Here is a 23,383-nt window from a genome sequence, read left to right as displayed (position 1 = left end):
CCTAACCCGCCAGTGCGGGCAGGAACCTGAAATAGGCGTTGAGCAGGTACAGCCCGGTCAGCACCAAGCCAATGCCGCCGCACAGCTCGTAGAGCTGGCCGAATCGAGCCACCGCTTGCAACTGTTGCAGCCCTCCGACAGCCGTGGTCGCGATCGCCAGCGGTATTGCACGACCCACGGCGAAACTGGCCAGCAGCAGTGCGCCCAATGCCGGTGATCCACTTGCGGCGGCTGCTCCCAGCAGGACGATCAGCGCCGGCGCGCACACCGGGCACACCGCCACCGAGAACGGTACGCCCAGTGCAAAAGCGCCCCAGGCCGTGCTGGGTCGTCTGGCCTTGAAGCCCGGGGCAGGCAAGGACAGCCTGATTCGACCCAACCACAGTAGCCCAAGCAGGATCAGCCAGGGTCCAAGGACAAGACCCCAATAGCGCCCCAGCAAATCCTGCACCCAGCCACCGCCCAAGCCGGCCAACAGGCCCAGCAGAGCCAGGGCCGCGAGCATGCCGGCGATGAAACTCAGGCCATAGCGAGCGGCATCCTGAGGCGAACGGGCACGGGTGACATAAGCGAGCGGCACCGGCAGCGCCGCCAAAGCCAGGGGACTCAGGCTGAAGAACAGACCCGCCATGAGGCTCAGGCCAACGGCGACGAGGGTGCCCTGGGTAATCGCCAAGCGCAGCGCCTCAAGCTCCATCGGGACGTTCTCCCAGTCGCCTGCGCAGTTCGGCAGCCAGTTGCGCAGGCGTTGGCAGCGAAGCGAACACCAGTTGGCCATCGATGGCGAGTGCTGGCAGGGACAGCACACCCAGTTCGACGGCATAGTCCAACTCGACCAGCGCATCTACTTCGCGCCACTCCAGTTCGGCGCCCAGTAGGCGTTGTGCCTCCGCCTGCAAGTCCAGGCGGGCATCGCAGCAGCGATCGCAGCCTGCAAGCTGGAGCAGTTCGACCTTCATGCTCGGCCTCCACGGGGTGGCGCCGGCGCATCGGCCTGATCCAGCGCGGCTAGAATCGGACAGTCGTCTACCGGGCCGGCCTCATCATTGCAATCGGTGATCAACCGGTCGAGTGCCGTGGACATCGCCTGCATCGCGCGAATCTTGTGTTCGAGCAGCAGCTTCTTCTCGACCGCCAGACGGCGGACATCGCCGCAGCACGCCGATTCGCTATGACGCAGGGTCAGCAGTTCGCGGATCTCGGCCAGTGAAAAACCGCACTCCTGGGCGTGTTTGATGAAGCGAATCCGCTGGGCGGCGGCAGCTGTGTACAGCCGATAGCCGGCAGCGCTCTTGCCATCTGGCTGCAACAAACCCTCGTTCTGGTAGTAACGCAGGGTATCGGGGCTGACCGCGGCCAGCCGACCGAGTTGGCCGATGGTGAGCATCGCCACGCCGCTAGGGCAGTGGCCGGCCCAGACCGGCTGCGCGCAATATGCCTTCATCAATCCCACGGTTGGCGCAGCAATCGGCCAGCTTGCCGTCGATAACCACGGCCGGCACCGAACGCACGCCCAGCGCCCTGGCGCGTTGGGCGACGGCGGTTTGGCGCATGTCCAGTACATGAACTTCGCAAGATGGACAAGCCGCGTTCTGGATGAGCGCTACGACCTCCTCGCAAGCGGGACAACCTGCGCTGAAAACTTCGATCTGACGTTGCGTAGCCATGCTGTCGCTCCTCCTATGTCGATAGTTTCCAGGTAGCGCTGGACTCAGAGGTAGGCGACCTCCCTCAATCCGTCACGCTAATTTGACGATAGACCTTGGAGCCCACTCCAGAGTCAAGCAAAAGAAGTGTGGTTTTGTGGGAGCTAAATAAAGTCTCATCGGTGCGAATAAAGTATCATCCGTATTAATAGAGTTTCATCCTAAGCCACTATCCGCTATGTTGAGATGATCTACACAGCGGATGGTGGCTTTATCATGTCTGGAACATTCAAGGGACTGACCCGGGCCCAGATCGATCGAAGGCTAAAGGAGGGCCGTGGCCAAGGCCAGGGACCGGACTACAAGCCTTTCATCTACACCAGGGATGTATCTTCGCAGGGCCGTTCCCACCGCCTCCCCGGTAGCAAGACGCGACGTCTTCACCACCTTCTATCCGATCTCGAGCTTGCCATCTTCCTGACATTGGATCGGTCTCCCCATGTCACCGATATCCGTGAACAGTTTCCGATGCGGGTCGAAGATACGGAGCGCCTCGCTGAGGAGCTTGGCCTTCCCCATGGTTGCTACCAGGGCACCTCGCAGGTTCTGACCAGCGATTTTCTTGTGGATTTCGATGATCCCCAGCGCCCGACAGTCGATCGGGCCGTTGAGTTGCTCAATTGAGCCCGGTTCTATGTAACGCTTCCAGTTGTCGAATATCTCCCGACCGGCCAGGAATTCCTCGAAGATTGCGTGATCAGTCTTACGCGGTACCACGCAATCGCCCACGCGATGGACATTCTCAAGCTCGACCTTAAGCGCGTGGTACAGGTCGGTCACCGGCAGATGGCGCACCGCGAGGACAATGCTGTCGAAGCCCTCCAGGGTTTCCTCCTCGGCGCTGTACAGGTTGAACAAATCCACCGCCGAACCACGTACCTGGCTGACCCCACGAGTTCAGCGTATAAGTCAGTCCTTGACTGAAAAATTTGAGTGGCAATATCAGCAACGGGTAACGGGAGTACTCTATATGGGGCTCACATCTGATCAGGTCTTTATTGTTGTTATCGAAGCACGCGGCCGAGTTGTGTATTGGCTTAGCACAATGCCGGCAAATACCGTTAAGGCGCCCGCTAGCTGCCACAGGGTCAGCGTTTGATCCAAGAAAAAGTAACCGAGCGTAAGTGCCGACAGCGGACTTAGCAGCAAAAATATTGAAATCAGCACCGGCTCCAGAGAGCGCATGGCGCTAAACCAAAGCAGGTAAGGAATCAGCGTACCCAGCACGGCCAGGTACAGATAACCGCCCACGTGCTTAGCTTGCAGGGTTGGCAGAGGCTGCTCGAACCAATACATAAACGGCAGCAGCAACAGGCCACCTAATAGCAACTGCCAGCCTGTAAATGCCCACACCGGGATGTTTAACTGCCAACGACGGATCAACAGCGTGCCCAATGCCATGCTGCACGCCGCCAACGCGGCCGCCAATATACCGAGGGTGTCCCAAACCAAGCGGCTGGGCGATACCAGCACCAGCGCCACACCGGCCAAGCCAATCAAGGAGGCAAGTAGAATGCGTGCCTTGGTTCGTTGCTGAAACAGCAGATAGCCCAGAACCAGAACGATCAGCGGTTGAGCACAAATCAACAATGCCGCCAGCCCGCCAGGTAGACGATAAGCGCTGACAAACAGCGGCCAATGCAGCAACGACATGCATAGTAAGCTGAGTACCAGCAATTTCAGCCATTGTTCAGGACGCGGCCAATGTCGATTGAATAGCACCAGCAGCAAGCCCACCGGCAGAATACGCAACACCGCCGCCGTCAACGGTTTATCCGCCGGTAGACATTCGGTGGTTACCAAGTAGGTGCTGCCCCAGATTGACGGCGGCAAAGCTGCCATAAGGATTACCCAAGCTCGATTCATTACTTCACCCTAGGTTTGTTATTATTTCTACGGCGTTGTGCAAACTTTTAAGGTATTACATTACCTGAATTCGGCCCTAAGGTTTGTCCAAGATACAGATTACCTCCGGGCTCAGTGGCCGGTAAAACTGAGGTTGGAACCACCCCTTAAGGTCTACCCTGGTCGCGTATTTTAATTTCTTGTACTAAACAATACCCACGATGGCGGATCGATCTAAATAGATCCGCTCCGTCCGCGTGCCTATTGAACTTACTCTGAAGTCTGTATATGCACATATTTAATCCCGTATAGCTGTCCGGCTTTTTGCCTAGACAGGCAAAAAGCTCGGACTTATTAAGCGCGCGCTGCTCACGGACAACGAAGCTTTGTAAGATAACTACCTCTGTTTTTGTTAGTGTTATTTCTTGGCGCGCCCTTGATAGAACACGCCGTTCGTAATCCAGTGTCCACGCTTCGTTGCAAATTGTTGCGCTATTCTGTGTGGCTTCTACAAGGCCAGTATTTAGATCTGGTGTCATGGTATCACTCTGCCCCAAGCAAATGAGATGAAACGTCCGGAATAGTTTTTGTTTTCACGGAAAGTGAAAAAAAATTTACTTCCGGGAACTCCCGTCGACAATCTAGTTGAACTTCGTGCTCGAAGCCGGTGAGGGATATGCGCCTTTTCTGAATATTCTTGGTCAATGTTCGGCGTTGTCTATAAGAGCGGCGAGAAACTTAACGGATTCAATAATAGTGGTAAGCGAATTTTTCGCGATGATAGTGTTGATATTAAGTGAACTACCAGGCGAAGAAACATCAAGCCGGCTAGATATCATGGGTTGGATTGTTGTGCTTATCCTTTTTTCTTGTTCTGGTTAGTGGTCCGTCGTCGTGGGACGGACCATTTTCTTAAATATTACTCATAATGCACCTCCTTCTTTTATTGGACTAGTTTTCCGGAAAGGCCTTAATAAGCAGCGTCATTTAGGTTCTACAGAGCGGGATAAGCCTTGCGACTCTGTTTAAGCCCCAAGCTCAGGAGTAGTTCACAGAGCTTGTAGGACACTAAGACAGGAATGATCACTGGAATGGGCAGATGCTCACTCAGGTAGGCATGGGACCGGTGGATGGGGGTAACAATCCTGATACGTACGAGCCATGCTGGTCTCCTAGAGAAATAACCGTTGCGTAAAATACCTTGGCACGGGCTTTATTTAACCAAGACCAAGCAAAAGAAATGCCATATCCCATAGGAAAATAAGCTGATGATTTATATAGATTTATTTGTTTCTAAAATATAACTCGAATGGATCGCGATTCATATAGAAAGACTTGGATGCAATCTGAAAGATTCGGGGTGCGGAAGATGGTTGCAATACGCTATTGAATTGAAACTAGAGCATCATGCCGTATAGCCATGGTTTTCTGCATCACCTCATTGATGACTTCGATAGGGATCTTGAAGTCGAAGCGTTTGCGCGGACGCATGTTCAGTTGCAATGCGATGGCATCTCATTCTTCCTGGGGGTGGCCTGGAGTAGTCCGCCTGCTTTAGTTTCCAGTATTTCAATTTGAAAAATAATTCTCCGAATTGGAATTTTCTCTGTTCTGGCTATTTAAATAAATATAATTAAATCAACAAGTTGAGTTGGCTGTGAGCGGTTGGCCTAGTACTTGCTAGTAGATCAAGTTGTGATTAATAGAATTTCGCTTCGGTAATAACGGGAGGTATTTGTGGACCATCGTATTAAAGTCATTATCCCCATCCCTATGGACAAGATAGGTGCCGACAACAGAGCGTCACAGCTGCCAGACAGTATGGTTCTTCCCGGCTTCTATCCCGAGTTTGTTCCGGTCGCCAAGGGCGCTTCGCTGGGCGATAGCGCGTACGATGTGCTGCTCATGGATTTTTCCGTAGTACAAGCCGGACTCCGAGCTCAGGAAGAAGGCTACAGCGCCGTGTGCATTGACACTGTGAGCGACTCTGGCCTGGCCGCGCTACGCTCGCGGCTGGATATCCCGGTGATCGCACCAGGAATGGCGGCGTTTCACACCGCCTGCATGCTGGGCAAGAAGTTCAGCATTATCACTATGTGGGATGAGTGGTTTCCTCTGTATGAAAAGACCCTGACCGAATACCACTTGTGGTCGCGCCTGGCCTCGCTGCGCTCAATTAAGACCCGTCCTGATCTGAAAGAGCTGCTGGAAGGCAAGGAAGAGGTTGTGTTCGCCAAGCTCGAGGCCGAGGCGCGCCGGGCAATGGAGGAGGACGGCGCGGATGTGATCGTGCTCGGCTCGACCACCATGCACCAGTCTCACGCCTACCTGGCGGAGCGCCTTCCGATTCCGGTGATTAACCCTGGCTTGGTTTCCTACAAGCTCTGCGAAATGTTGCTGACCCTGGGGCTCAAGCAGAGCCGCAAGGCCTATCCCACTCCGCAGAACCTCAATGACGCCGCCTATCACTGCTTTGCTGGTCAATAACATCAATAAGGAGAACAAGCACTATGAGTCGTCTTTCCCGTGCGCAACTGAGCGATATGGCTACGCAGAAGTACTTCGCCAACGTGGACAGCAAGAACATGGCGGCCGTACTGGACTGCTTTCATGAAGACGTATCTTTCACTATCCAGACCGACAACCTCACGCACTACGGCCATCCAGGCGTGCGCAAGATGTTCGACAATCTATTCAGCAACTTCGAGGAGATCTGGCACGGCGATTTCGAACTCGCGATCGATGTCGAGACGCAGACTATCTGCTCGCGCTTCAACGTGTACCTGAAGGATGCGCAAGGCAATGAAACCCGCTTGCGAAACTGCAACTTTTGGTACGTCAAGGATGGAAAATTCAGTCGCGTGTTCGTCTTTATGAGCGGCGAGAACGTCCTGCGCTGAGGAAATCGTATGTACGTCCCGAGAGCATCGTCGTGATGCTCTCAGGGAGCTTTACGACAGGCCTCGGCAGAGGCGTCGCAAGGTTGTCGCTACAGGGCCGTCTCTCGAAAGCGGACAACTCACCAAAACAAGATAAAAGGATGAGTAAAATGATCCAGCCCAAGACACCGGGGGAGCTTCGCTATCCCTCACTTTTTACCCCATTGAAGATCGGCAACATCACCGTTCGAAATCGGCTCATGCAAACTGCCCACGCCAAAGGGTTCGCCTCGGCCGAGGGGCTTACCAACGATCGTGACATTCACTACCAGGCTGAACGCGCCAAGGGCGGCATTGGCCTGATCGTAACCGGTGCACGCCACACCCACCCCAGCTCTACCGGCCCCAATCGCTCCCTGGCGCGTGGAAACCGCAAAGAGATGATCGAGCGTGATGCCGAGATGGTGAATGCGGTGCATGCCTTCGGAGGGCGAATCATAGCTCAGTTGATCCACTTCGGACCGCAGGGACGAAGCGGTGCGCTTGACGACTACCGCGTACAGTGGGGACCATCGACCATGAAGTCGCCGGCCTACAACGAGTGGGCTAAGGGGATGACCAAGGCGGACATGGATGAGGTGTCGGAACACTTCGCCCTGACCGCCTTGAACGCTAAAGCGGCCGGTTTCGATGGGGTCGAATTGCATTACTCACACGGCTATCTGCACCAGCAGTTCCTGTCCTTCGTATACAACAAACGCACCGACGAGTACGGCGGAAGCCTGGAAAATATCGTGCGCTTCCCCATTGAGACGATGCAGCGAGTGCGCGACGTAGTCGGCTCGGATTTCGTGGTCGGCATCCGAGTGTCGCTTGATGAGTGCACCGTCGATGGCATGCACGCCGAGACGGCGATCCAGATGACCCGCAAGATGGTAGAGACTGGGTTAATCGATTATGTCAGCGCCACCGCTGGCACATATGCAGCCCACGCCGACCAGATTCCACCGGGCGACTACCCTGAGAACTGGCTCGTGGATGACGGTGCCCGCCTACGAGCCGCCTTGCGTGAAGTCAGCGATATTCCGGTGTTCATCGTCGGCCACATCGTCGACCCGGACAAGGCAGAGACATTAGTGGCCAACGGCGCTACCGACATGGTGGCGATGACTCGCACACAGATCGCCGACCCTGAGTTCTGCAACAAGCTGCGCGAGGGGCGCGAAGACGAGATTAACCACTGCATCCGCTGCAACCAGGCGTGCATCGCCCGGCTGATGGCGGGCAATGCGATATCCTGCGTGGTCAACCCGGCGGCCGGGCGTGAGCAGCGCTTCGGTCTGCATACCTTGCAACCGGCGCAAGAACCAGGCAATTGGTTGGTAGTGGGGGGAGGACCGGCCGGCATGAAGGCAGCTCTGACCTTGCGCCAGCGTGGCCATCGGGTCGTTCTGGTGGAGAAGGACGACCGTCTCGGCGGCCAGCTCAACCTGGCCGCACAACTGCCGCGCCGGCAGAAGTTTGGCTTCATTCCTCGCGACCTTGAGCGGCAGCTGCGCAAGGCCGGTGTCGAGGTTCGCCTGAACTGTACCATGAGTGCCGATGAGGTAGTGGCGTTCGGAGCAGATGGCGTGATTCTGGCCACCGGATCGACACCTCTGAAAACCGCCTTCACTTCGACGCGTCCCGCGGTGGATCGAGTACCGGGTACTCAGCAGGACAACGTGCTCAGTGTAGTCGAGGTGCTCGAAAACCCGGCGCGCGTAGGCAAGCGTGTTGTGTTGTTCGACGAGGACGGTGGCCGCTATGCACTGGGCACGGCTGAATACTTGCTCGACCGTGGTCATCAAGTGCACCTGGTCAGCCGCTTCATTTCGCTATCGCCCAACCTAGCATTGACCCTGGACCTGCCGGTGAACTACCAGCATGTGTTCCGCAAGGGGCTGAAATACACCCTGAACACCTGGGTACGCGGCATCGATGGCAAGCGCGCGCAGTTGTTCAACCTGTTCACCGACCAGGACAGTGAGTGCCTGGAGGCCGAAACCTTTGTCATCGCCGCTGGGCACAGCGCACACGATGCGTTGTACCGAGCCCTTCAGGGGCGGGTGAAGAACTTGCATTGCATTGGGGATGCCCGCCTGCCGCGTCCGCTGCAGGACACCCTCTACGAAGGCATGCTGGCGGGCCGCGAACTGTTGGACGACCCGACGCGATTCATCGAACAGGGCGAGTTGGAGGGTTTCGGTGCCGATTGGCGCGGCGCCATGGGGGCTCCGGCACTCTGATTCATTCCACCATTTCTTCCGAATGAGCGCGGCTGGTGGATGACCAGCCGTGGGAGAATAGTTATGACTGTCGAACGCTATCCGCATCTGTTCCAACCCTTGCAACTGCGCGGGATCACTCTGCGCAATCGAATCATGCAGTCAGCCCATGCCATGGCTTTCAACTCGCCCGATGGACTGACCAATAACCGGGACATCTACTACCATGCCGCGCGGGCCAAGGGTGGCATCGGCCTGATGGTCACCGGCAACCGCCTAATCCACCCGACCTCCAACACGTTCTGCCGTGGATATCCCTACGGCTACCGTGAGGAAATGGTCGAGCGCGACACGGCGCTGACTGAGGCCGTGCATGGCTTCGGTGCGCACATCTTTGCCCAGCTCAACCACTTTGGTGTGATGGGCGAAACCCACGCCATGGATGACTATAGAGTGCTCTGGTCGTCGTCCAACATTAAGTCGCCGGTGTTCGGTGAAATGGCGAAGGCCATGGAGCGCTCGGACATGGACGAGATCGTCGAGGGCTGGGTCCGCTCGGCGGAGTATTCGCGCCTGGCTGGCTTTGACGGGGTCGAGGTGCATCTGGCGCACAGCTATCTGTTGCACCAGTTCATCTCACCGTTGTTCAACAAGCGTGGGGATGAATACGGCGGTAGCTACGAGAATCGTATGCGCTTTCCGCTGGAGGTGATCAAGGCGGTGCGCGATAAGGTTGGGCCGGACTTCGTGGTCGGCATTCGCCTATCGATGGACGAGATGGTCCCTGGTGGCATGGAGATCGCCGACTGGATCAAGGTGGCGCAGACGGTCGAGGCCACTGGCCATATCGACTACATCATGGCCACTGCCGGAGTGTACCAGTCAGCCACCTACATCATGCCGCCGTACGATGTGCCGAACGGCTGGCTGGTCGACCCGGTGGCGCGCCTCAAACGTGCGGTGAAGCTGCCAGTGTTCTGCGTATCGGGAATTGGCAGTGCCGGCGAAGCCGAGGCGATCCTCGCCCGCGGTGACGCTGACATGGTGGCGATGACCCGCGCACAAATCGCCGACCCAGAATTCGCGCGCAAGACCGCGGAGGGCCGCGAGGACGAGATCTACCACTGCCTGCGCTGCAACCAGGGCTGTGTCTCGCGGCTATTCCACGGCACATCGATGACCTGCCAGATCAACCCGGCCACCGGTCGCGAGGAGGTCTTCGGTCCGCAGACTCTGGAGTTGGCGCCGGCGGCGAAGCATTGGGTCGTGATCGGTGGTGGCCCCGCTGGAATGAAGGCAGCGGAAGGGCTAGGTAAGCGCGGGCATCGGGTTACCTTGCTGGAGAAGGGTGCCGAGCTGGGAGGCCAGGTCAACCAAATCGTCCGTCTACCACGGCGTGACTCCTTCGCCTGGATCACTGAAGACCTCAAGGTGCATATGGCCAAGGCTGGCGTGCAAGTACACCTTAGCTGCGAGGCTAGCGTCGAGTCGATCAAAGCATTGCAGCCGGATGGGGTAATCGTCGCAACCGGCTCGCTGCCTGATCGTAGTGGCTATTCAGACATCAATCCGCTGGTCGACCAGGTGCCTGGTCTGGATGCCGATCACGTGTTAACTGCACTCGACGTGCTGGCGCATCCGGAGCGTGTTGGCAAGCGTGTGCTGGTGCTGGATGAGGAGGGCAACCGCTACTCTGCTGGCATCACAGAACTGCTGGTGGAGAGTGGTCACGAAGTGCATGTGGTCACGCGCTGGAATGCGTTGTTCCACCGCCTCGGGACCACCCTCGATCAGCCGGTAGTATATGCCAATTTGTTCAGTCGTGGCCTGACTTATACGCTGAATGCCTGGGTCAGCCAGGTACGTGGTCCGGCGGTGGATTTGTTCAATCTGTACAGCGCCGAGGAGGAAACCCTGGAGGGCTTCGACAGCATTGTCCTAGCGGTACGCCATCTGCCGGTGGACGACCTGTACCACGCGCTTAAGGTCGAGCTGGAGAATGTCCATCGCGTGGGTGATTGCGTGGTGCCGCGTAAGACTGATCACGCGATCTTCGAGGGCTTCCTGGCCGGTCGGGAGATATTCGACAACTGGAAGCGTTACATAGAACCGGGCTCGATTGAGCAATTCAACGGCCCGATCAAGCAGACCCGCTTCAGCTGATTCATCGTGCGTTGCTCCTTGGCCGGCACAGACATGTGACCGGCTTTTTTTTTGGCTATGTCCCAATGATGTGTTGCATTAACAAATCTGAATGGTAGGCATCCGTTCGGGAGACCTACCCATCATGGATACTCAGGCCTTTCACCACTGGCTGGCTCAATTGAGCCAGCTCAGCACCCAGCAGCATTCCACCCTTCTTCGAGCACTGCAGAACCCGCCGGCGACAGAAGTGCTCGATTGCCTGCCGGCACTGCAGCGTTGCCCGCATTGCCCGACCAGCGCGAAGCAGCTTTCGCCCTGGGGTTGGTCACGAGGCCTGCGCCGCTATCGCTGCCGCAGCTGTCGACGGACATGCACCGCGCTGTCGGCCACAGGCCTTGCCCGCCTGCACTACCCCGAACGCTGGAAAGACTACGCCCAGGCACTGATCGACGGGCTTAGCGTGCGCAAGGCGGCCCAGGCATGCGGCATCAGCAAGAACACCGCTCTGCTCTGGAGGCATCGCTTTCTGGCTGCAGCGGCTGAGCATCACGCCACGCATGAGGCAGGGATTGTCGAAGTGGATGAGACGTTCTTTCTGGAGTCCTTCAAGGACCAGAGGCAGTTGCCTCGGCCGCCCCGTAAACGAGGTGGGGGGGGGGGCGTGACCCGCGGCACGGGTAAAGACCAGATCCCGGTGATGGTGGTGCGCGACCGGGAGGGCCACACCGCTGACTTCAAGTTGGCCAAGCTCGATGCCAATCATGTGCGAGAGGCGTTGATGCCGCTGATCGACCGGGAGGCCGTGCTCTGCAGTGACGGGGCGGCGGTCTATGCCAGTTTTGCCCGGACACAGGGCACCACCCATCAGGTCGTGCATGCCCGCCCCGGTCAGCGCGTACGCCAAGGCGCTTTCCATATCCAGAACGTCAACGCCTACCACAGCCGCTTGACGAGCTGGATGGCCCGCTTTCATGGCGTGGCCACCCGCTACCTCCCGAATTACCTGGGCTGGCGCCGCATGCTAGGGCTCTATCAGCGAAGTATTCGGCCAGTTCACTGCATTCAGGAGGCAGTAGGCAGAACCCTGCAGCACGCTATTGGTACATAGCCACTTTTTGGTTCATCGCACTTTCCCGGGGAAAGCAGCCTTGATTTTCAGGAAGAAGTAGTCCGAGTCCCGGAAGCCATAGTCCATGCGCTTGATGACCTTGATGCGGTTGTTCACGCCCTCCAGCACGCTGGTGTGCATCGGGAAGCGGACACTGGCGAGGATGCCGCGAATGTAAAGCCTGAGGTTCTTGGCGAAGCGCTGCAGCGGTGCTAGGCCGCTGTCCCGGACGTGCCGTTGCCAGTCCCGCCAGCGCTGCCAGCCCTCCCAGACGCTGGGCGCGTACCAGATGTCCTTGAGCGGATCCTTGAGAGGGTAGACGGTGGCCAGTGACTCAATGGCTTGCAGCAGTTCCTGCAACTGCACCGCTCGCTCGCTCGCTCGCTCTTGAGGCTGGCCCGGTTGCGCAGCAGCAACCAGCGACTGCGCTTCACCACTTGTCGCGCCGGTTTGTCATGCCGCAGCAGGTTGGCCTGATCCGCGCGGATACGGTCGATCACCTCGCGGCCGTAGCGCGCCACCACATGAAACAGGTCGTATACCACCTCGGCCCGCGGGCAATGGAGTTTCACCTCCGGGTCGAAGGCCGTGTTCATGTCCATCGCCATCGCCATCGCCATCGCAACTGCGGCCGAGAACGGAAAATTCAAACTGAAAAAATTAACTTCAGCATGAAATAGCTAGATATCAACAGAGCTGAGACAGCTTAAGTGTTCGCTAAAAAAACACTTATAAAACAATAATTTAAAACTCGTGTTAAAGTTGGCAGGCGGATTGCAATACCTCTTTTGCGGATATTTCAAACAAGTAAAAGAGAGTAACGATGAGCAAACCGCTAGAGGGAATTCGGGTCCTCGATCTGACTCACATGCTGTCCGGCCCCTATGCCGGAATGATCCTTGCCGACCTAGGTGCGGAAACAATCAAGGTCGAACCGCTGGCGGGTGAAGGTACCCGCGCATTGCTGGCTAAAGATCCGCGGCATTCGCTCAATGGCATGGGTGCCTACTTCCTAACGCTCAATCGCAATAAGCAGAGCGTGTGCATCGACCTCAAGAGCGAAGCCGGCCTCGAGGTGTTCTACGACCTAGTGTGCAAGGCCGACGTGGTGCTGGACAACTTCAGTGCTGGTGTTCCGCAGAAGCTGAAGATCGACTATTCCCACCTCAAGCTGATCAACCCAAAGATTATTACCTGTTCTGTGTCCGGCTTCGGCCAGGACGGCCCCAACTACCTGCGCCCTGCGTTTGACCAAGTGGTACAGGGAATTGGTGGCGGCATGTCGATCACCGGCGACAATGCCGAAAACCCGACCCGCGCAGGTATTCCAATTGGCGACTTGGGTGGCGGCATGTTCGCTGTCATGGGTGTGCTTGCAGCGCTGCAGGCGCGCCATAGCAAGGGCCATGGTCAGCACGTCGACATCAGCATGCTCGACTGCCAGATCAGCATGCTTAACTACATGGCCACCATGTACTTCCTCAGCGGTGAAAACCCTGAGCCGTTGGCCAACGGCCACTTCGTTCACGTGCCGTACAACACTTACCGCACGGCCGACGGTTTCATCATCGTCGCGGTGATCTTCGACAGCTTTTGGGACAACCTGGTCGGCCTGCTAGATGTCGAGGCGCTCAAGGATCCCAAGTACAAGACCCAGCCGGCCCGCCTGGCTGACAAGCGACTGATCGACGGCATCCTCAACGAACTTTTCGCTACCCGCGACACCGCGCACTGGGTTGCCAAGCTGTCCGCCGTGCGCGTGCCATGCGCGCCAGTCAATCGCTTCAGCGAGGCGCTGTCCGATCCGCAGGTGCGCCACCGCCGCATGGTGGTGAGTATCCCGCATCCCGAAGGCGGAAGCGTCGAGGCGCCGGGTAACCCGATCAAGCTCTCTGCCGACAACGAAGAAAGTTTCAGCGCGCCGCCGCTGCTGGGCCAGCACACCGACGCAGTGCTGCGGCGCGTGCTGGGTTACGACGAGGCGCGCGTCGCCGCGCTTAAAACGCAGCGGACGGTGGGGTGAACCATGAGCGATTTCGTCATAGTCAATGAAGTTGGCCCGCGCGACGGGCTGCAAAGCCAGGGCAAGACGCTGAGCATCCAGGAGCGTTTAACGATGATTGACGCCCTGCTTGCTGGCGGTATCCGCAGCATTGAAGTAGGCAGCTTCGTGTCGCCCAAGGCGGTGCCGCAGATGGCTGGCACCAGCGAGCTTTTCAGCTTGTTACCGATGGCTGGCGCGGTCGCCTACTCGGCACTGGTGCCAAATCTACGGGGTTACGAACTGGCGCGCGAAGCCGGTGTGCAGTCGGTGGCCGTGGTGCTCTCGGCCACCGAGACCATGAACCAACGCAACATAAACATGAGCCTCGAGCAGACCGCTACCGTCTGTGCCGAGCTGATGCAGCGAGCCCGAGAAGACGGAATCGAGGCTCGCGCCTATGTGGCTGTGGCCTTTGAATGCCCGTTTGAGGGACTGACACCACCCGCGGTGGTGGAGTCGCTTGCCATGCGCATGCTTGAAGCCGGCGCGCGCAAGGTGATCGTTGCAGACACGATTGGCGCGGCCAACCCGCATGCCGTGCGCCAAGTGCTGGAGCGGCTGGCATCGCGCAGCACTGCCGGCCAGTTATCCTGCCATTTCCACGACACCCGTGGCATGGCCCTGGCCAACGTGCTGGCCGCGCTGGACTGCGGCGTGCGCGAGTTCGACAGTTCCATCGGCGGCCTTGGTGGTTGTCCATTCTCGCCTGGTGCGACCGGTAATCTGGCCACCGAAGATCTAGTGCTGATGCTCGACGCCATGGGGCTGCGTACCGGTATCGAACCGCTGGCATTGGTCAATACGGTGCGGCGAGTGCAGGCGCTGACCAATACCCCGCTGGGCGGTCATTCATTCCGCTGGCTCGAGCGTCAGTCCGGCAAGCGCCAGGGGGTGAACCATGTTTAATCGCCTCCTTGGCCGGGCTGCCTGTTTGGCACCCTGGATGGTCATCGGCAGCTTGGCGTATGCCGCGGTGTTCATTAAACCCTCGGTAAATCCGGTACCGCTGGATCAACCGCTGCTTGAGCGCCGCGATGCCTTTTTCGATGGCGCGGTACTGGGCGAGCGGTTGTGGGTAGTCGGTCAGAACGGTGCCTTGCTCTCGAGCCTCGATGCCGGGGCGAGCTGGACGCGCGAAGAGTTGCCGGCACGAAGCAATCTGCAATCCATCGCAGTTTCCGACAAGGGGCGGCAAGTGGTGGTGGGCAACCAGGGGCGTCTGTGGACCCGGCTAGGTAGCGAACCATGGCAGAGCCAGGGCCTGGTGGTCTCCGACCTGGCGGGGAAGCTTCTGAGCATAAGTTTCATCGACGGCCATTTCTGGGCGGTCGGCGAGATGGGCGCGCTGTTTCGCGGTGATGCTGATGCCGCGCACTGGGAGGCCATGGGCGTTGGTGAAGACGTCACGTTCAACAGCATTCGTGCCGGTGTGGAAGGTGATCTGTGGATCACCGCCGAATTCGGACGCCTGCTGCGCAGCCGCGATGGTGGCGTTACCTGGAGCATTCAGGAACTGGGTAGCGAAAGCCTGCGTGCTCTGGTCTTCGACGACCACACCGGGATTGCGGTGGGCAACCAGGGACAGGCCTTCATCAGCACAGATGGTGGCGACACCTGGCAGGCCGTGAAGCGGTTCACTCGTGAGCATTTGTTCGACGTCACCGTACACCGTGGTGAGTGGCTGGCCACGGGGGATCGCGGTGCGCTGTTCCGCTCTCGGGAGCCTGCCGGTACTTGGCAGAGTTGGACTCCGAATGGGCTCGACAAGAGCTATCACAGCCGCCTGCTCGACACCGCTGACGGTGTGGTGTTGATCGGCCATCAACTCGGCTTGCTGCGCCAGGACGACCTGCGACTCTGGCCTCGGGAGCAACAACAATGAATGCAGCCATGAATTTTGCCGCGCACCTCTCACTGTGGGCGATCCGTAATCGCTTGCTGGTATGCGTGGTGGTCGGGGTGATCACCGCAGTTTTCGCTATCAGCCTAGTCAACCTGGATATCCGCACCCGTTTCAGCGACATGGTCCCCCATGACCACCCGTACGTGAAGGTGCACCAGAAGTATCAGGATAGTTTCGCCGCGAGTAATCGCGTGACCATTTTGGTCAAGGCCGAAGAGGGCGATATCTTTCGAGAGAGTGTGCTCGGTGAAGTGCGCCGGATCACCTACGACCTGCAGCAGGTCGAGGGCGTCAATCCTATGCAGATCACCTCGCTGGCGTCGAAGAAGCTCAAACGCGTCAATGCTTCCAGCGAGGGAATCGAAACCCGTCCGCTGATGTGGCCGGACCTGCCCAAGGATGTGCAGCAGATGCGCGAGCTGCGCCAGGCGGTGCTAAACAACCCGCTGGTCTATGGCCTGTATGTCGACCGTGAGCTGAGCTCGGCGCTGATCCAGGTCGATTTCTACGACCACCTAGTCGACTACTCGAAGATCTTTCCGCAGATTGAGGCCATTCTCGACGCCTCGCCGGTCAAGGATGAAGTCAGCCTGCATTTGGTCGGCGAACCGATCCTGTATGGTTGGGTGGCGCACTACCTCAGTGAGACCGTTGGCATCGCACTACTGTCGCTTGCGGCCATGCTGATTCTGCTGTTCGTCTTTAGCCGCACCTGGCGCGGCACGTTGTTGCCGCTGATGGCCGGAGTCGTCTCGGCTATCTGGGCGCTGGGAGTGGGCAGCCTGCTGGGCTACAACTTCGACCCGCTGGTGATCGTGGTGGCCTTCATCATTACGGCGCGGGCGTTCTCCCACTCGGTGCAACTGATCACTCGCTTCGATGATCTGGCGGTGGGCGAGTCCATCGAACCGCGCAAGGCCGCTGAACAGACAATGCGCGAGCTGTTCCGTCCGAGCATGCTGGGCTTGTATGCCGATGCAGGAGCGATTCTCTGCGTCATCCTTACGCCGATTCCGCTTATGCACAAAGTGGCGATCATCGGCGCGATCTGGGTGATGACCATCGCAGTGTCAGCAGTATTGCTGACGCCGGCTCTGCTGTCCTACGTCAAGCGCCCGCGAGGCTATGTGCATCCGGTCAACCTCGACGGTTTCATGCAGTTCGTCCTCAACGCTGCGAAGTGGCTGGTGCGCAGCCGTGCCCGCTACTGGGTCGCCCCGGTAACCCTGGTGTTGCTGTGCGGCTTCATGTTCGAGGCTACCCGGATCAACGTCGGCGACGCCAGCGACGGTTCGCCGATTCTCTGGCAGGACTCGTCCTTCAACCGCGACAACGCGGAGATCAACCGTCTCTATCCTGGCTCCGAGCAAATGTTCGTGGTGCTCGAAGGCAAAGAGCTGGATGCGATGAAAACCCCTGAGGTGCTCGACTGGATGCTGCGCTTCTCGCGCTATATGGAACGCCAGCCAGAAGTCGGCGGCTCCGTATCGCTGGCCGACATCGTCATCGACATTCGCCGTAACCTCTACGAGGGCAACCCGCGCTACGGCGAGCTGGGGCTCAGCCGCATGGAGAACGGCGAGTTGATCAGCTTCTATATGCAGGGCGCCGATCCGGATGACCTGACCCAGTTCGCCGACGTGCAGTTCCGTAACGCCGCTGTGACTCTGTTCTTCCGTGATCACAAGGGCGAAACCCTGCGCAAAGCGACTCACTATGCCAACGAGTTCATCCGCGACAACCCGCTAGAAGGCGCAGAGGTGAAACTGGTGGGTGGTGTGCTGGGCATCATTGCCGCGGTCAACGAGATTCTACTTGGCGACCAGATCGAGGCGACCGCGCTGGCCTTCCTGGTGGTGGTGCTGTGCTGCCTGGTGGTTTATCGCTCTTCGGTCAGCGGGATCTTCTTCATCATCCCGGTGCTCATCTCCAACGTGGTTACCTTCGCCTTCATGGCCTGGCAGGGCATCGGTATGAGCATCAGCACTTTGCCTGTGGTGGCTTTGGGCATCGGCTTGGGCGTGGATTACGCCTTCTACATCGTCGATTCCATGAAGGAGTACCTGGAGAAACACCCAGATGCCGAACCGCTCGACGCGGTACTCCAGTCGCTGGGCTCGGCAGGTCGTGGCGTGCTGCTGACGGCTTTCACTCTTGCAGCAGGAGTTTTGTTCTGGTCGTTCTCCTCCCTTCGTTTCCAGGCGGAGATGGGCATGCTGATCGGCCTCTGGCTGATGGTCTCAGCACTCACCTCACTCTTCGTCATGCCTTCGCTTGCGCTGGTGTTCAAGCCGAAATTCATATTTGAACACGGCCAGACGAAAAATGAAGTCCCAATTATTGGACGAATCCATCAACCTGAACACATCAGGAACTAAAATGAGCGCACAGAAAAATAATACGAGAGTGTGGCCGGGCAAAACGCCAATTGCCTGCGCAGTTCTGCTGGCGGGGCTAGGCGCACAGGCGGGTGCCCATGCCGAGGAGGGGTTTCTCTCCGATTGGGAGGTAAGCGGCTACTTGCGTGAGCATTTGTCCTGGAATCTGGAAAACCCTTATCTGATGGACACTGATGACTCTAACGGGTTGGTCGGTGCCAAGCGTAAGGGTAACTATCGCTACGACCTTTCTATGGCGCGTACCACCCTCAAGCTAAATCTGTTCAAAGACTTTGGTAATTCGCAGTTCAACATCTCCGGGCGTGTGGCCCGCGAAGTTGAAACCAACTACTTGAAAGATTTGCAGGAGTCAATGGACGGTAACGCCGCGTCTGACTTCTTCAGCAACCGTACCAAGTCTTCGGTCAACCTGATGGATGACGTCTACAACAGCGAAGAGATTCGCGAGTTGTGGTGGCAGAACGAGGTTACGCCCACCACCACCCTGAAGCTGGGTAAGCAGCAAGTAGTCTGGGGCGAGACCGATTTCTTCCAGTCGCTAGATGTTATTCACGGTTATGACATGCGCATCCGTTCGTTCCTCGAGCCGGAGAACGAGGATGTGCGCAAGCCACTGTGGATGGTCAACGTGATGGAGCGCTTCGACAGTGTCGACGGCACCCTGCAAATGTTGTACATCCCCGGGCGCATGAACCGTGCACGTGATCGTGGCAACAGCTTCGATCTAGAGGGTGGACGCTGGGCGAACAACCCGAACAAGGGCATCACCTTCGAGTCGGCGACCTTCGGTGCGGACGTGCCCTACAACTACGAACACAAGGCTGCCGACATGGACGACCCGTCCTATGGTCTGCGCTGGAAGGGCATGGCCGAAGAGTGGGAATACTCGCTGGGTTGGTTCCACGGCCCGTCGGTGAACCCGGTGATTAATGCCAACCCGAACAGCCCGCTAGGCGTGGGTGATGCCGCAAGCGGACGGACCTTCGTCGGCGCCTACAAGAACGACTATCGATCTGATCCAGGCTCGACGGTGGGTGAGCTGATCTTTCCGTTCGTTGATGTATTTGGGGTGACGGCGAACCGCTACCTCGAATCGGTGGACGCGGTGTTTTCCACCGAAATCTCCTACATCCCCAACTCCCCTTACAACATCGGTATCCAAGCGGGTGAGAGGGGTGGTTGCGCATTCTTTCCTGGCTTCTGCGGCATCATCGAAAAAGACGTGGTGAAAACCATGGTGCGCATGGACAAGCAACTGGCGCTGCAGAACTACCTGGGCACCAGTCGCCCCTCGTTCTTCTCGGTGCAGCTATTCAATACCTGGATCACCAACTATGACCGTGACGATGAAGTCGTCAACAGCGCAGGTTTCAGTGGTCGTACCAAAGAGTTCTCGACCATTGCCACGGCTATTTTGGCAACCAACTACGACAACGATCGAATCAATCCAAGCCTGGCAGTTGGTACTGACCTGACCTATGGCGGAAGTTTTATGGTGCCGAGCGTCGAGTTTGCCTATGGCAACAACTGGCGGGTTCGGGTCGAGGCGGATCTGTTCTTCAACGATGAGCGGCAGAAACGCGCGCTGCAGGGCTTCAACAATACCAACCTATTCGGCTATTTCGATGGCAACGACCAACTGGCTGTCCGCGTGACCTACCAGTTCTGATCCTGGAGATAACAACAATGACATCTTTCAAGAATCACTTTGTCGCTTCTCTCGCGCTGACCTTTTCGGTCACGCTGGCGGCTCAGGCCGCCGAGCTGACGCCTGGCACGCGGATCGATGCAAGCAACCTCGTCCAGCACATGGGCGACACCTTCGAGGGCCATGGCGTCGGCGACCTGCTCACCGAGCGCATGCAGATCCTGATCAAGGACGAAGGCCTGGCCATCACCCTCAAGCCCTCCGAGCCGATCACCCTGGGCAAGGACTACATGGCCGCGACCAAGGCCAATGAAGGCAAGGCGGTGTACAACCGTGACACCCGTCAGGTCGATGGCTGGGTGGCGGGCATCCCGTTCCCCAACGTCAGCCAGGACGACCCGGACGCGGCCGCCAAGCTGATCTGGAACCATCACTACGCCCAGCCAACCAAGAACCTGCAGGACTACCCGAGTTTCGGTTACCTGTTCCTCAACGACAAGGTCGGCCTGGAGCGTCGTCAGGAGTGGGCGTTCAAGCGTTATTACATGAAGGGCCGCTTGGGCACCGCGCAGACCGTTGAGGGTGACGGCAGCATTTTGACCAAGACTTTACTGTACGCGACCTACCCCAACGATATTCGCGGCCTAGGTTTGTTCACCGTGCGTTACGACTCGCCCAAGTTGGAAGACTCCTGGGCCTATGTGAAGTCGGTGCGGCGTACCCGTCGGCTGTCCGGTGGTACCTGGATGGACCCGATCGGCGGCACCGACCAGCTCAGTGACGACATCGAGATTTTCAACGCCCACCCGAGCTGGTACCCGGACTACAAACTCCTGGGCAAGCGCTGGATTCTCGCCGTGGCCAACTCCCAAGGCGAAACATGGAACCAGAGTGCCAGCGGCAATGCCGAGTTCCCGGTCATCGACCTGGACAACGCGCCGCACTGGAACCCCAAGGCCGAATGGGAGCCGCGTGAAGTCTGGGTGCTGGAGGCCACCACCCCGCCGGAGCACCCGTACAGCAAGAAAGTGATGTACATGGACACCCAGTTTCCGCGCTTCTATCAGGCCGAAGCCTATGATCGCAAAGGGCAGTTCTGGAAGTGGATGAACTATCACCTCAAGACCATCAAGACCGAGGATGGCGACGTGGGGATCGTGTCCGCGGCCGGCTTCACCATCGACTACCAGCGCCGTCACGGTACGGTATTCGTACTCGGTGGCCCGCGCCTGAACACGCCCGGAGTCACTGCTGACGATGTCAACCTGCGCGAACTCGAAAAAGCCGCGCGTTAAGCCGAACCAGCCGGGGCCCCGATGCGCCCCGGCCCAAGATGCACAACAAAGCCAAGAAAGTGCTTGGAGGCAACATGAGTTTTCGTTTGGGTGTTGATGTAGGCGGAACCTTTACCGACCTGCTCCTGATCAACGATGTGACGGGTTACAGCTATACCGCCAAGGTGCCTTCCACGCCGCACAATCCCTCCATTGCCGTGCTCAATGGGATAGAGAAGATCTGTCAGACCTCGGGTGTCGATCCGTCCGAGATTCGCTCCGTGATGCATGGCACCACGGTAGCGACCAACGCCATCCTGACCCGCCGCGGCGCCAAGGTCGGCCTGGTGACCACCAAGGGCTACAAGCAGGTACTGCATATCGCCCGCTCTTTCGTCCCCGGCGGCCTGGGCGGCTGGGTGACCTTCAACAAGGGCGAACTGCTCGCCCCGCTGGAACTGACCGTCGAAGCCGACGAGCGTATCGACCCCCATGGCGCGGTGGTACGCGAATTGGACCGCAAGGCGATCCGCGCCGATCTGCTGCGTCTCAAGCAGGCCGGCATCGAGGCGCTGACCATCAGCCTGGTCAACGCCTACGCCAGCGGCGCCCACGAACAGGCCATCCACGAAATCGCCCGTGACGTGATGCCCGGCGTGCCGGTTTCGCTGTCCTCGGAAGTGGTGCCGGAGATGCAGGAGTACGAGCGCACCGAAACCACCGTAGTCAATAGCTACGTACGTCCGGAAGTGGCCAACTATCTGGAGCACCTGCAGAGCGAGCTGTGCAGCCGCCTGCGCCCGGACGTGCAACTGTCCATCCTGCGCTCCGACGGAGGTCTGGCCACCAGTCAGTCGGCGGCCAGCACGCCGGTCAACCTGCTGCTCTCCGGCCCGGCAGGCGGCGTAGCTGGGGCAATCTGGTTCTGCTCCCGTGGCGGCTTCAGCAAGGTGCTGACCTTTGACGTGGGCGGCACATCCACCGACGTGGCGCTGATCGACAACAACCATGCGCGCATTCGCCGCGAAACCCGCGTGGGCGATGTGGCGGTACGTGCACCTTCGGTCGACGTGCGCACCATCGGTGCCGGCGGCGGTTCCATGGCCGCGGTGCCCGAACTGACCCGCGCCCTGCGCGTCGGCCCGGAAAGCGCCGGCGCCGTGCCCGGTCCGGCGGCCTACAACAAGGGCGGCACCGTGGCTACCGTGACCGATGCCAACGTCGTGCTGGGTTATCTGCCAGCCGAGCAGAAGCTCGGCGGCGACTTCCAGGTGCGCAAGGATCTGGCGACCGCCGCCGTGCAGGTCACTGCTGATGCCATGGGCGTATCGCTGTTCGAGGCCGCCGAAGGCATCGTGCGCATCGCCAACGAACACATGTTCGGCGCACTGCGTCTGATCAGCGTCGAGCAGGGTTACGATCCGCGTGACTTCGCTCTGTGCGGCTTCGGTGGGGCCGGCCCGCTGCACGCCAACGCCCTAGGCATCTTGATGAATGCCTGGCCGGTGATCATCCCGCCGGGCCCGGGGGTGCTCTGCGCCTACGGTGATGCCACCACCCGCGTCAAGGACGAGGCCTCGCGCTCGCTGGTGCGGCGAGTCAACGACATGAGCGTCGACGAAGTCGTGCAGATTCTCCAGCAGCTTGGCGACAGCGTGCGCAGCTCGCTGGCCGCACAGAGCATCCCGGCCGAGGTACAGCAACTGACCTGGCAGGCCGACGTGCGCTACCAGGGCCAGGCGCTGCTGCTGACCCTTGACATCGATCCGGATGAACTGGCCCGCGTCGGCATGCAGGCCATCACTGCAGCCTTCGATGCCGAGCACGAACAGCTGTTCACCTTCGCCCTCAACGAAGCCCATGAGCTGGTCAACCTGCGCGCCATCGCCCGCGCGCCGCGCCCGGAAATCACCGAGCGTGCCTTCGAGAGCGCCGCCAGCAGCCTCGCAGAGGCGCAGGTCGGCCAGAGCCCGGTGCACTACGCCGGCCAGGACTACCGTGCAGCGCTGTATGCGCGCGGCAAGCTGAGTCCGGGCCTGGTCGTGCCGGGGCCGGCCATCGTCATGGAGATGGACTCCACCACCCTCGTTCTTCCGGGTTACGAAGCGGCCGTAGACCGCGTCGGCAATCTGTTGATCCGCCCGCTGGGCCATCAGGAGTAAGCG

The 23,383-nt window shown here is 58.8% G+C and carries 19 protein-coding genes and 3 pseudogenes; 12 read left to right on the top strand and 10 right to left on the bottom strand.

Features of this window, described 5'->3' with window-relative positions; translation table 11 throughout:
- Position 1: 1 nt before the first annotated feature.
- The 9 genes and pseudogenes from KDW96_RS06440 to KDW96_RS06405 all read right to left on the bottom strand — a co-directional run.
- Positions 2-697 carry a cytochrome c biogenesis protein CcdA gene (locus KDW96_RS06440; protein ID WP_255839611.1) on the bottom strand — a complete coding sequence of 232 codons (696 nt, stop codon included), beginning with the start codon at positions 695-697 and terminating at the stop codon, positions 2-4.
- Complete coding sequence (locus KDW96_RS06435; RefSeq protein WP_255839610.1) at positions 687-959, bottom strand: thioredoxin family protein; 273 nt, start codon at positions 957-959, stop codon at positions 687-689. Before KDW96_RS06435 ends, KDW96_RS06440 begins: the two co-directional genes overlap by 11 nt.
- Complete coding sequence (locus KDW96_RS06430; protein WP_255839609.1) at positions 956-1,444, bottom strand: heavy metal-responsive transcriptional regulator; 489 nt, start codon at positions 1,442-1,444, stop codon at positions 956-958. The genes KDW96_RS06435 and KDW96_RS06430 overlap by 4 nt, the downstream gene beginning before the upstream one ends.
- Positions 1,398-1,667 carry a thioredoxin family protein gene (locus tag KDW96_RS06425; RefSeq protein ID WP_255839608.1) on the bottom strand — a complete coding sequence of 90 codons (270 nt, stop codon included), beginning with the start codon at positions 1,665-1,667 and terminating at the stop codon, positions 1,398-1,400. The genes KDW96_RS06430 and KDW96_RS06425 overlap by 47 nt, the downstream gene beginning before the upstream one ends.
- 429 nt (positions 1,668-2,096) lie before the next feature.
- Positions 2,097-2,564 carry a hypothetical protein gene (locus KDW96_RS22385; RefSeq protein WP_440447120.1) on the bottom strand — a complete coding sequence of 156 codons (468 nt, stop codon included), beginning with the start codon at positions 2,562-2,564 and terminating at the stop codon, positions 2,097-2,099.
- A 129-nt stretch (positions 2,565-2,693) separates the two neighbouring features.
- Positions 2,694-3,572: an EamA family transporter gene (locus KDW96_RS06415; protein WP_255839607.1), complete on the bottom strand. Its 879-nt coding sequence runs from the start codon at positions 3,570-3,572 to the stop codon at positions 2,694-2,696.
- A gap of 47 nt (positions 3,573-3,619) precedes the next feature.
- Positions 3,620-3,715, bottom strand: a pseudogene (locus KDW96_RS06410) (3-oxoacyl-ACP reductase); the annotation flags it as partial.
- 3 nt (positions 3,716-3,718) lie between these two features.
- Positions 3,719-4,090, bottom strand: coding sequence for a winged helix-turn-helix domain-containing protein (locus KDW96_RS22185; protein ID WP_370295352.1), 372 nt, complete (start codon positions 4,088-4,090; stop codon positions 3,719-3,721).
- Positions 4,091-4,934: 844 nt separating this feature from the next.
- Positions 4,935-5,066 (bottom strand): annotated as a pseudogene (locus KDW96_RS06405) (IS30 family transposase); the annotation flags it as partial.
- Between the two features lie 222 nt (positions 5,067-5,288).
- Between KDW96_RS06405 and KDW96_RS06400 the strand changes: the two are divergent.
- The 5 genes from KDW96_RS06400 (at position 5,289) to KDW96_RS06380 (ending at position 11,950) form a co-directional block, all read left to right on the top strand.
- The gene (locus KDW96_RS06400) at positions 5,289-6,038 is read left to right on the top strand and encodes an aspartate/glutamate racemase family protein (protein WP_255839606.1); all 750 of its coding nucleotides are present in this window, start codon (positions 5,289-5,291) and stop codon (positions 6,036-6,038) included.
- A gap of 23 nt (positions 6,039-6,061) precedes the next feature.
- Complete coding sequence (locus KDW96_RS06395) at positions 6,062-6,451, top strand: nuclear transport factor 2 family protein (RefSeq protein WP_255839605.1); 390 nt, start codon at positions 6,062-6,064, stop codon at positions 6,449-6,451.
- A gap of 149 nt (positions 6,452-6,600) precedes the next feature.
- The gene (locus tag KDW96_RS06390; RefSeq protein WP_255839604.1) at positions 6,601-8,718 is read left to right on the top strand and encodes an oxidoreductase; all 2,118 of its coding nucleotides are present in this window, start codon (positions 6,601-6,603) and stop codon (positions 8,716-8,718) included.
- 63 nt (positions 8,719-8,781) lie between these two features.
- Positions 8,782-10,860 (top strand): oxidoreductase, encoded by a 2,079-nt coding sequence (locus KDW96_RS06385; RefSeq protein ID WP_255839603.1) that lies wholly within the window; start codon positions 8,782-8,784, stop codon positions 10,858-10,860.
- Between the two features lie 124 nt (positions 10,861-10,984).
- Entirely contained in the window at positions 10,985-11,950 is a 966-nt protein-coding gene (locus KDW96_RS06380) for an IS1595 family transposase (RefSeq protein ID WP_255839602.1), read from the top strand.
- A 12-nt stretch (positions 11,951-11,962) separates the two neighbouring features.
- On the opposite strand, the pseudogene KDW96_RS06375 reads toward KDW96_RS06380, so the two are convergent.
- Positions 11,963-12,561 (bottom strand): annotated as a pseudogene (locus KDW96_RS06375) (transposase); the annotation flags it as partial.
- A 212-nt stretch (positions 12,562-12,773) separates the two neighbouring features.
- Here KDW96_RS06375 and KDW96_RS06370 point away from each other — a divergent pair.
- The 7 genes from KDW96_RS06370 to KDW96_RS06340 all read left to right on the top strand — a co-directional run bounded on the left by KDW96_RS06370 (position 12,774) and on the right by KDW96_RS06340 (position 23,380).
- Entirely contained in the window at positions 12,774-13,973 is a 1,200-nt protein-coding gene (locus KDW96_RS06370; RefSeq protein ID WP_255839601.1) for a CaiB/BaiF CoA transferase family protein, read from the top strand.
- 3 nt (positions 13,974-13,976) lie between these two features.
- The gene (locus KDW96_RS06365; RefSeq protein ID WP_255839600.1) at positions 13,977-14,900 is read left to right on the top strand and encodes a hydroxymethylglutaryl-CoA lyase; all 924 of its coding nucleotides are present in this window, start codon (positions 13,977-13,979) and stop codon (positions 14,898-14,900) included.
- A complete protein-coding gene (locus tag KDW96_RS06360) occupies positions 14,893-15,876 on the top strand; it encodes a WD40/YVTN/BNR-like repeat-containing protein (protein WP_255839599.1) in 984 nt (327 codons plus the stop codon). The genes KDW96_RS06365 and KDW96_RS06360 overlap by 8 nt, the downstream gene beginning before the upstream one ends.
- Positions 15,873-18,275 carry an efflux RND transporter permease subunit gene (locus KDW96_RS06355; protein ID WP_255839598.1) on the top strand — a complete coding sequence of 801 codons (2,403 nt, stop codon included), beginning with the start codon at positions 15,873-15,875 and terminating at the stop codon, positions 18,273-18,275. Before KDW96_RS06360 ends, KDW96_RS06355 begins: the two co-directional genes overlap by 4 nt.
- A 1-nt stretch (position 18,276) precedes the next feature.
- On the top strand, positions 18,277-19,965 hold the full coding sequence (locus tag KDW96_RS06350) for a DUF1302 family protein (RefSeq protein ID WP_255839597.1): 1,689 nt from the start codon (positions 18,277-18,279) through the stop codon (positions 19,963-19,965).
- 17 nt (positions 19,966-19,982) lie between these two features.
- Positions 19,983-21,239 (top strand): DUF1329 domain-containing protein, encoded by a 1,257-nt coding sequence (locus tag KDW96_RS06345; protein WP_255839596.1) that lies wholly within the window; start codon positions 19,983-19,985, stop codon positions 21,237-21,239.
- A 74-nt stretch (positions 21,240-21,313) separates the two neighbouring features.
- Complete coding sequence (locus KDW96_RS06340; protein WP_255839595.1) at positions 21,314-23,380, top strand: hydantoinase/oxoprolinase family protein; 2,067 nt, start codon at positions 21,314-21,316, stop codon at positions 23,378-23,380.
- Positions 23,381-23,383 lie beyond the last annotated feature (3 nt).

Origin of the sequence: Pseudomonas benzenivorans, assembly GCF_024397895.1 — a bacterium.
Classification (GTDB): domain Bacteria; phylum Pseudomonadota; class Gammaproteobacteria; order Pseudomonadales; family Pseudomonadaceae; genus Aquipseudomonas; species Aquipseudomonas benzenivorans_A.
This window is presented reverse-complemented; position numbering and strand designations above follow the sequence as displayed.

Coding starts and splice junctions, on each gene's coding strand:
- KDW96_RS06345 (WP_255839596.1), top strand. CDS start 19,983: ATGACATCTTTCAAGAATCACTTTGTCGCTTCTCTCGCGCTGACCTTT.
- KDW96_RS06385 (WP_255839603.1), top strand. CDS start 8,782: ATGACTGTCGAACGCTATCCGCATCTGTTCCAACCCTTGCAACTGCGC.
- KDW96_RS06340 (WP_255839595.1), top strand. CDS start 21,314: ATGAGTTTTCGTTTGGGTGTTGATGTAGGCGGAACCTTTACCGACCTG.
- KDW96_RS06425 (WP_255839608.1), bottom strand. CDS start 1,667: ATGGCTACGCAACGTCAGATCGAAGTTTTCAGCGCAGGTTGTCCCGCT.
- KDW96_RS06415 (WP_255839607.1), bottom strand. CDS start 3,572: ATGAATCGAGCTTGGGTAATCCTTATGGCAGCTTTGCCGCCGTCAATC.
- KDW96_RS22185 (WP_370295352.1), bottom strand. CDS start 4,090: ATGACACCAGATCTAAATACTGGCCTTGTAGAAGCCACACAGAATAGC.
- KDW96_RS06395 (WP_255839605.1), top strand. CDS start 6,062: ATGAGTCGTCTTTCCCGTGCGCAACTGAGCGATATGGCTACGCAGAAG.
- KDW96_RS06390 (WP_255839604.1), top strand. CDS start 6,601: ATGATCCAGCCCAAGACACCGGGGGAGCTTCGCTATCCCTCACTTTTT.
- KDW96_RS06370 (WP_255839601.1), top strand. CDS start 12,774: ATGAGCAAACCGCTAGAGGGAATTCGGGTCCTCGATCTGACTCACATG.
- KDW96_RS06440 (WP_255839611.1), bottom strand. CDS start 697: ATGGAGCTTGAGGCGCTGCGCTTGGCGATTACCCAGGGCACCCTCGTC.
- KDW96_RS06380 (WP_255839602.1), top strand. CDS start 10,985: ATGGATACTCAGGCCTTTCACCACTGGCTGGCTCAATTGAGCCAGCTC.
- KDW96_RS06365 (WP_255839600.1), top strand. CDS start 13,977: ATGAGCGATTTCGTCATAGTCAATGAAGTTGGCCCGCGCGACGGGCTG.
- KDW96_RS06350 (WP_255839597.1), top strand. CDS start 18,277: ATGAGCGCACAGAAAAATAATACGAGAGTGTGGCCGGGCAAAACGCCA.
- KDW96_RS06360 (WP_255839599.1), top strand. CDS start 14,893: ATGTTTAATCGCCTCCTTGGCCGGGCTGCCTGTTTGGCACCCTGGATG.
- KDW96_RS06430 (WP_255839609.1), bottom strand. CDS start 1,444: ATGAAGGCATATTGCGCGCAGCCGGTCTGGGCCGGCCACTGCCCTAGC.
- KDW96_RS06435 (WP_255839610.1), bottom strand. CDS start 959: ATGAAGGTCGAACTGCTCCAGCTTGCAGGCTGCGATCGCTGCTGCGAT.
- KDW96_RS06355 (WP_255839598.1), top strand. CDS start 15,873: ATGAATGCAGCCATGAATTTTGCCGCGCACCTCTCACTGTGGGCGATC.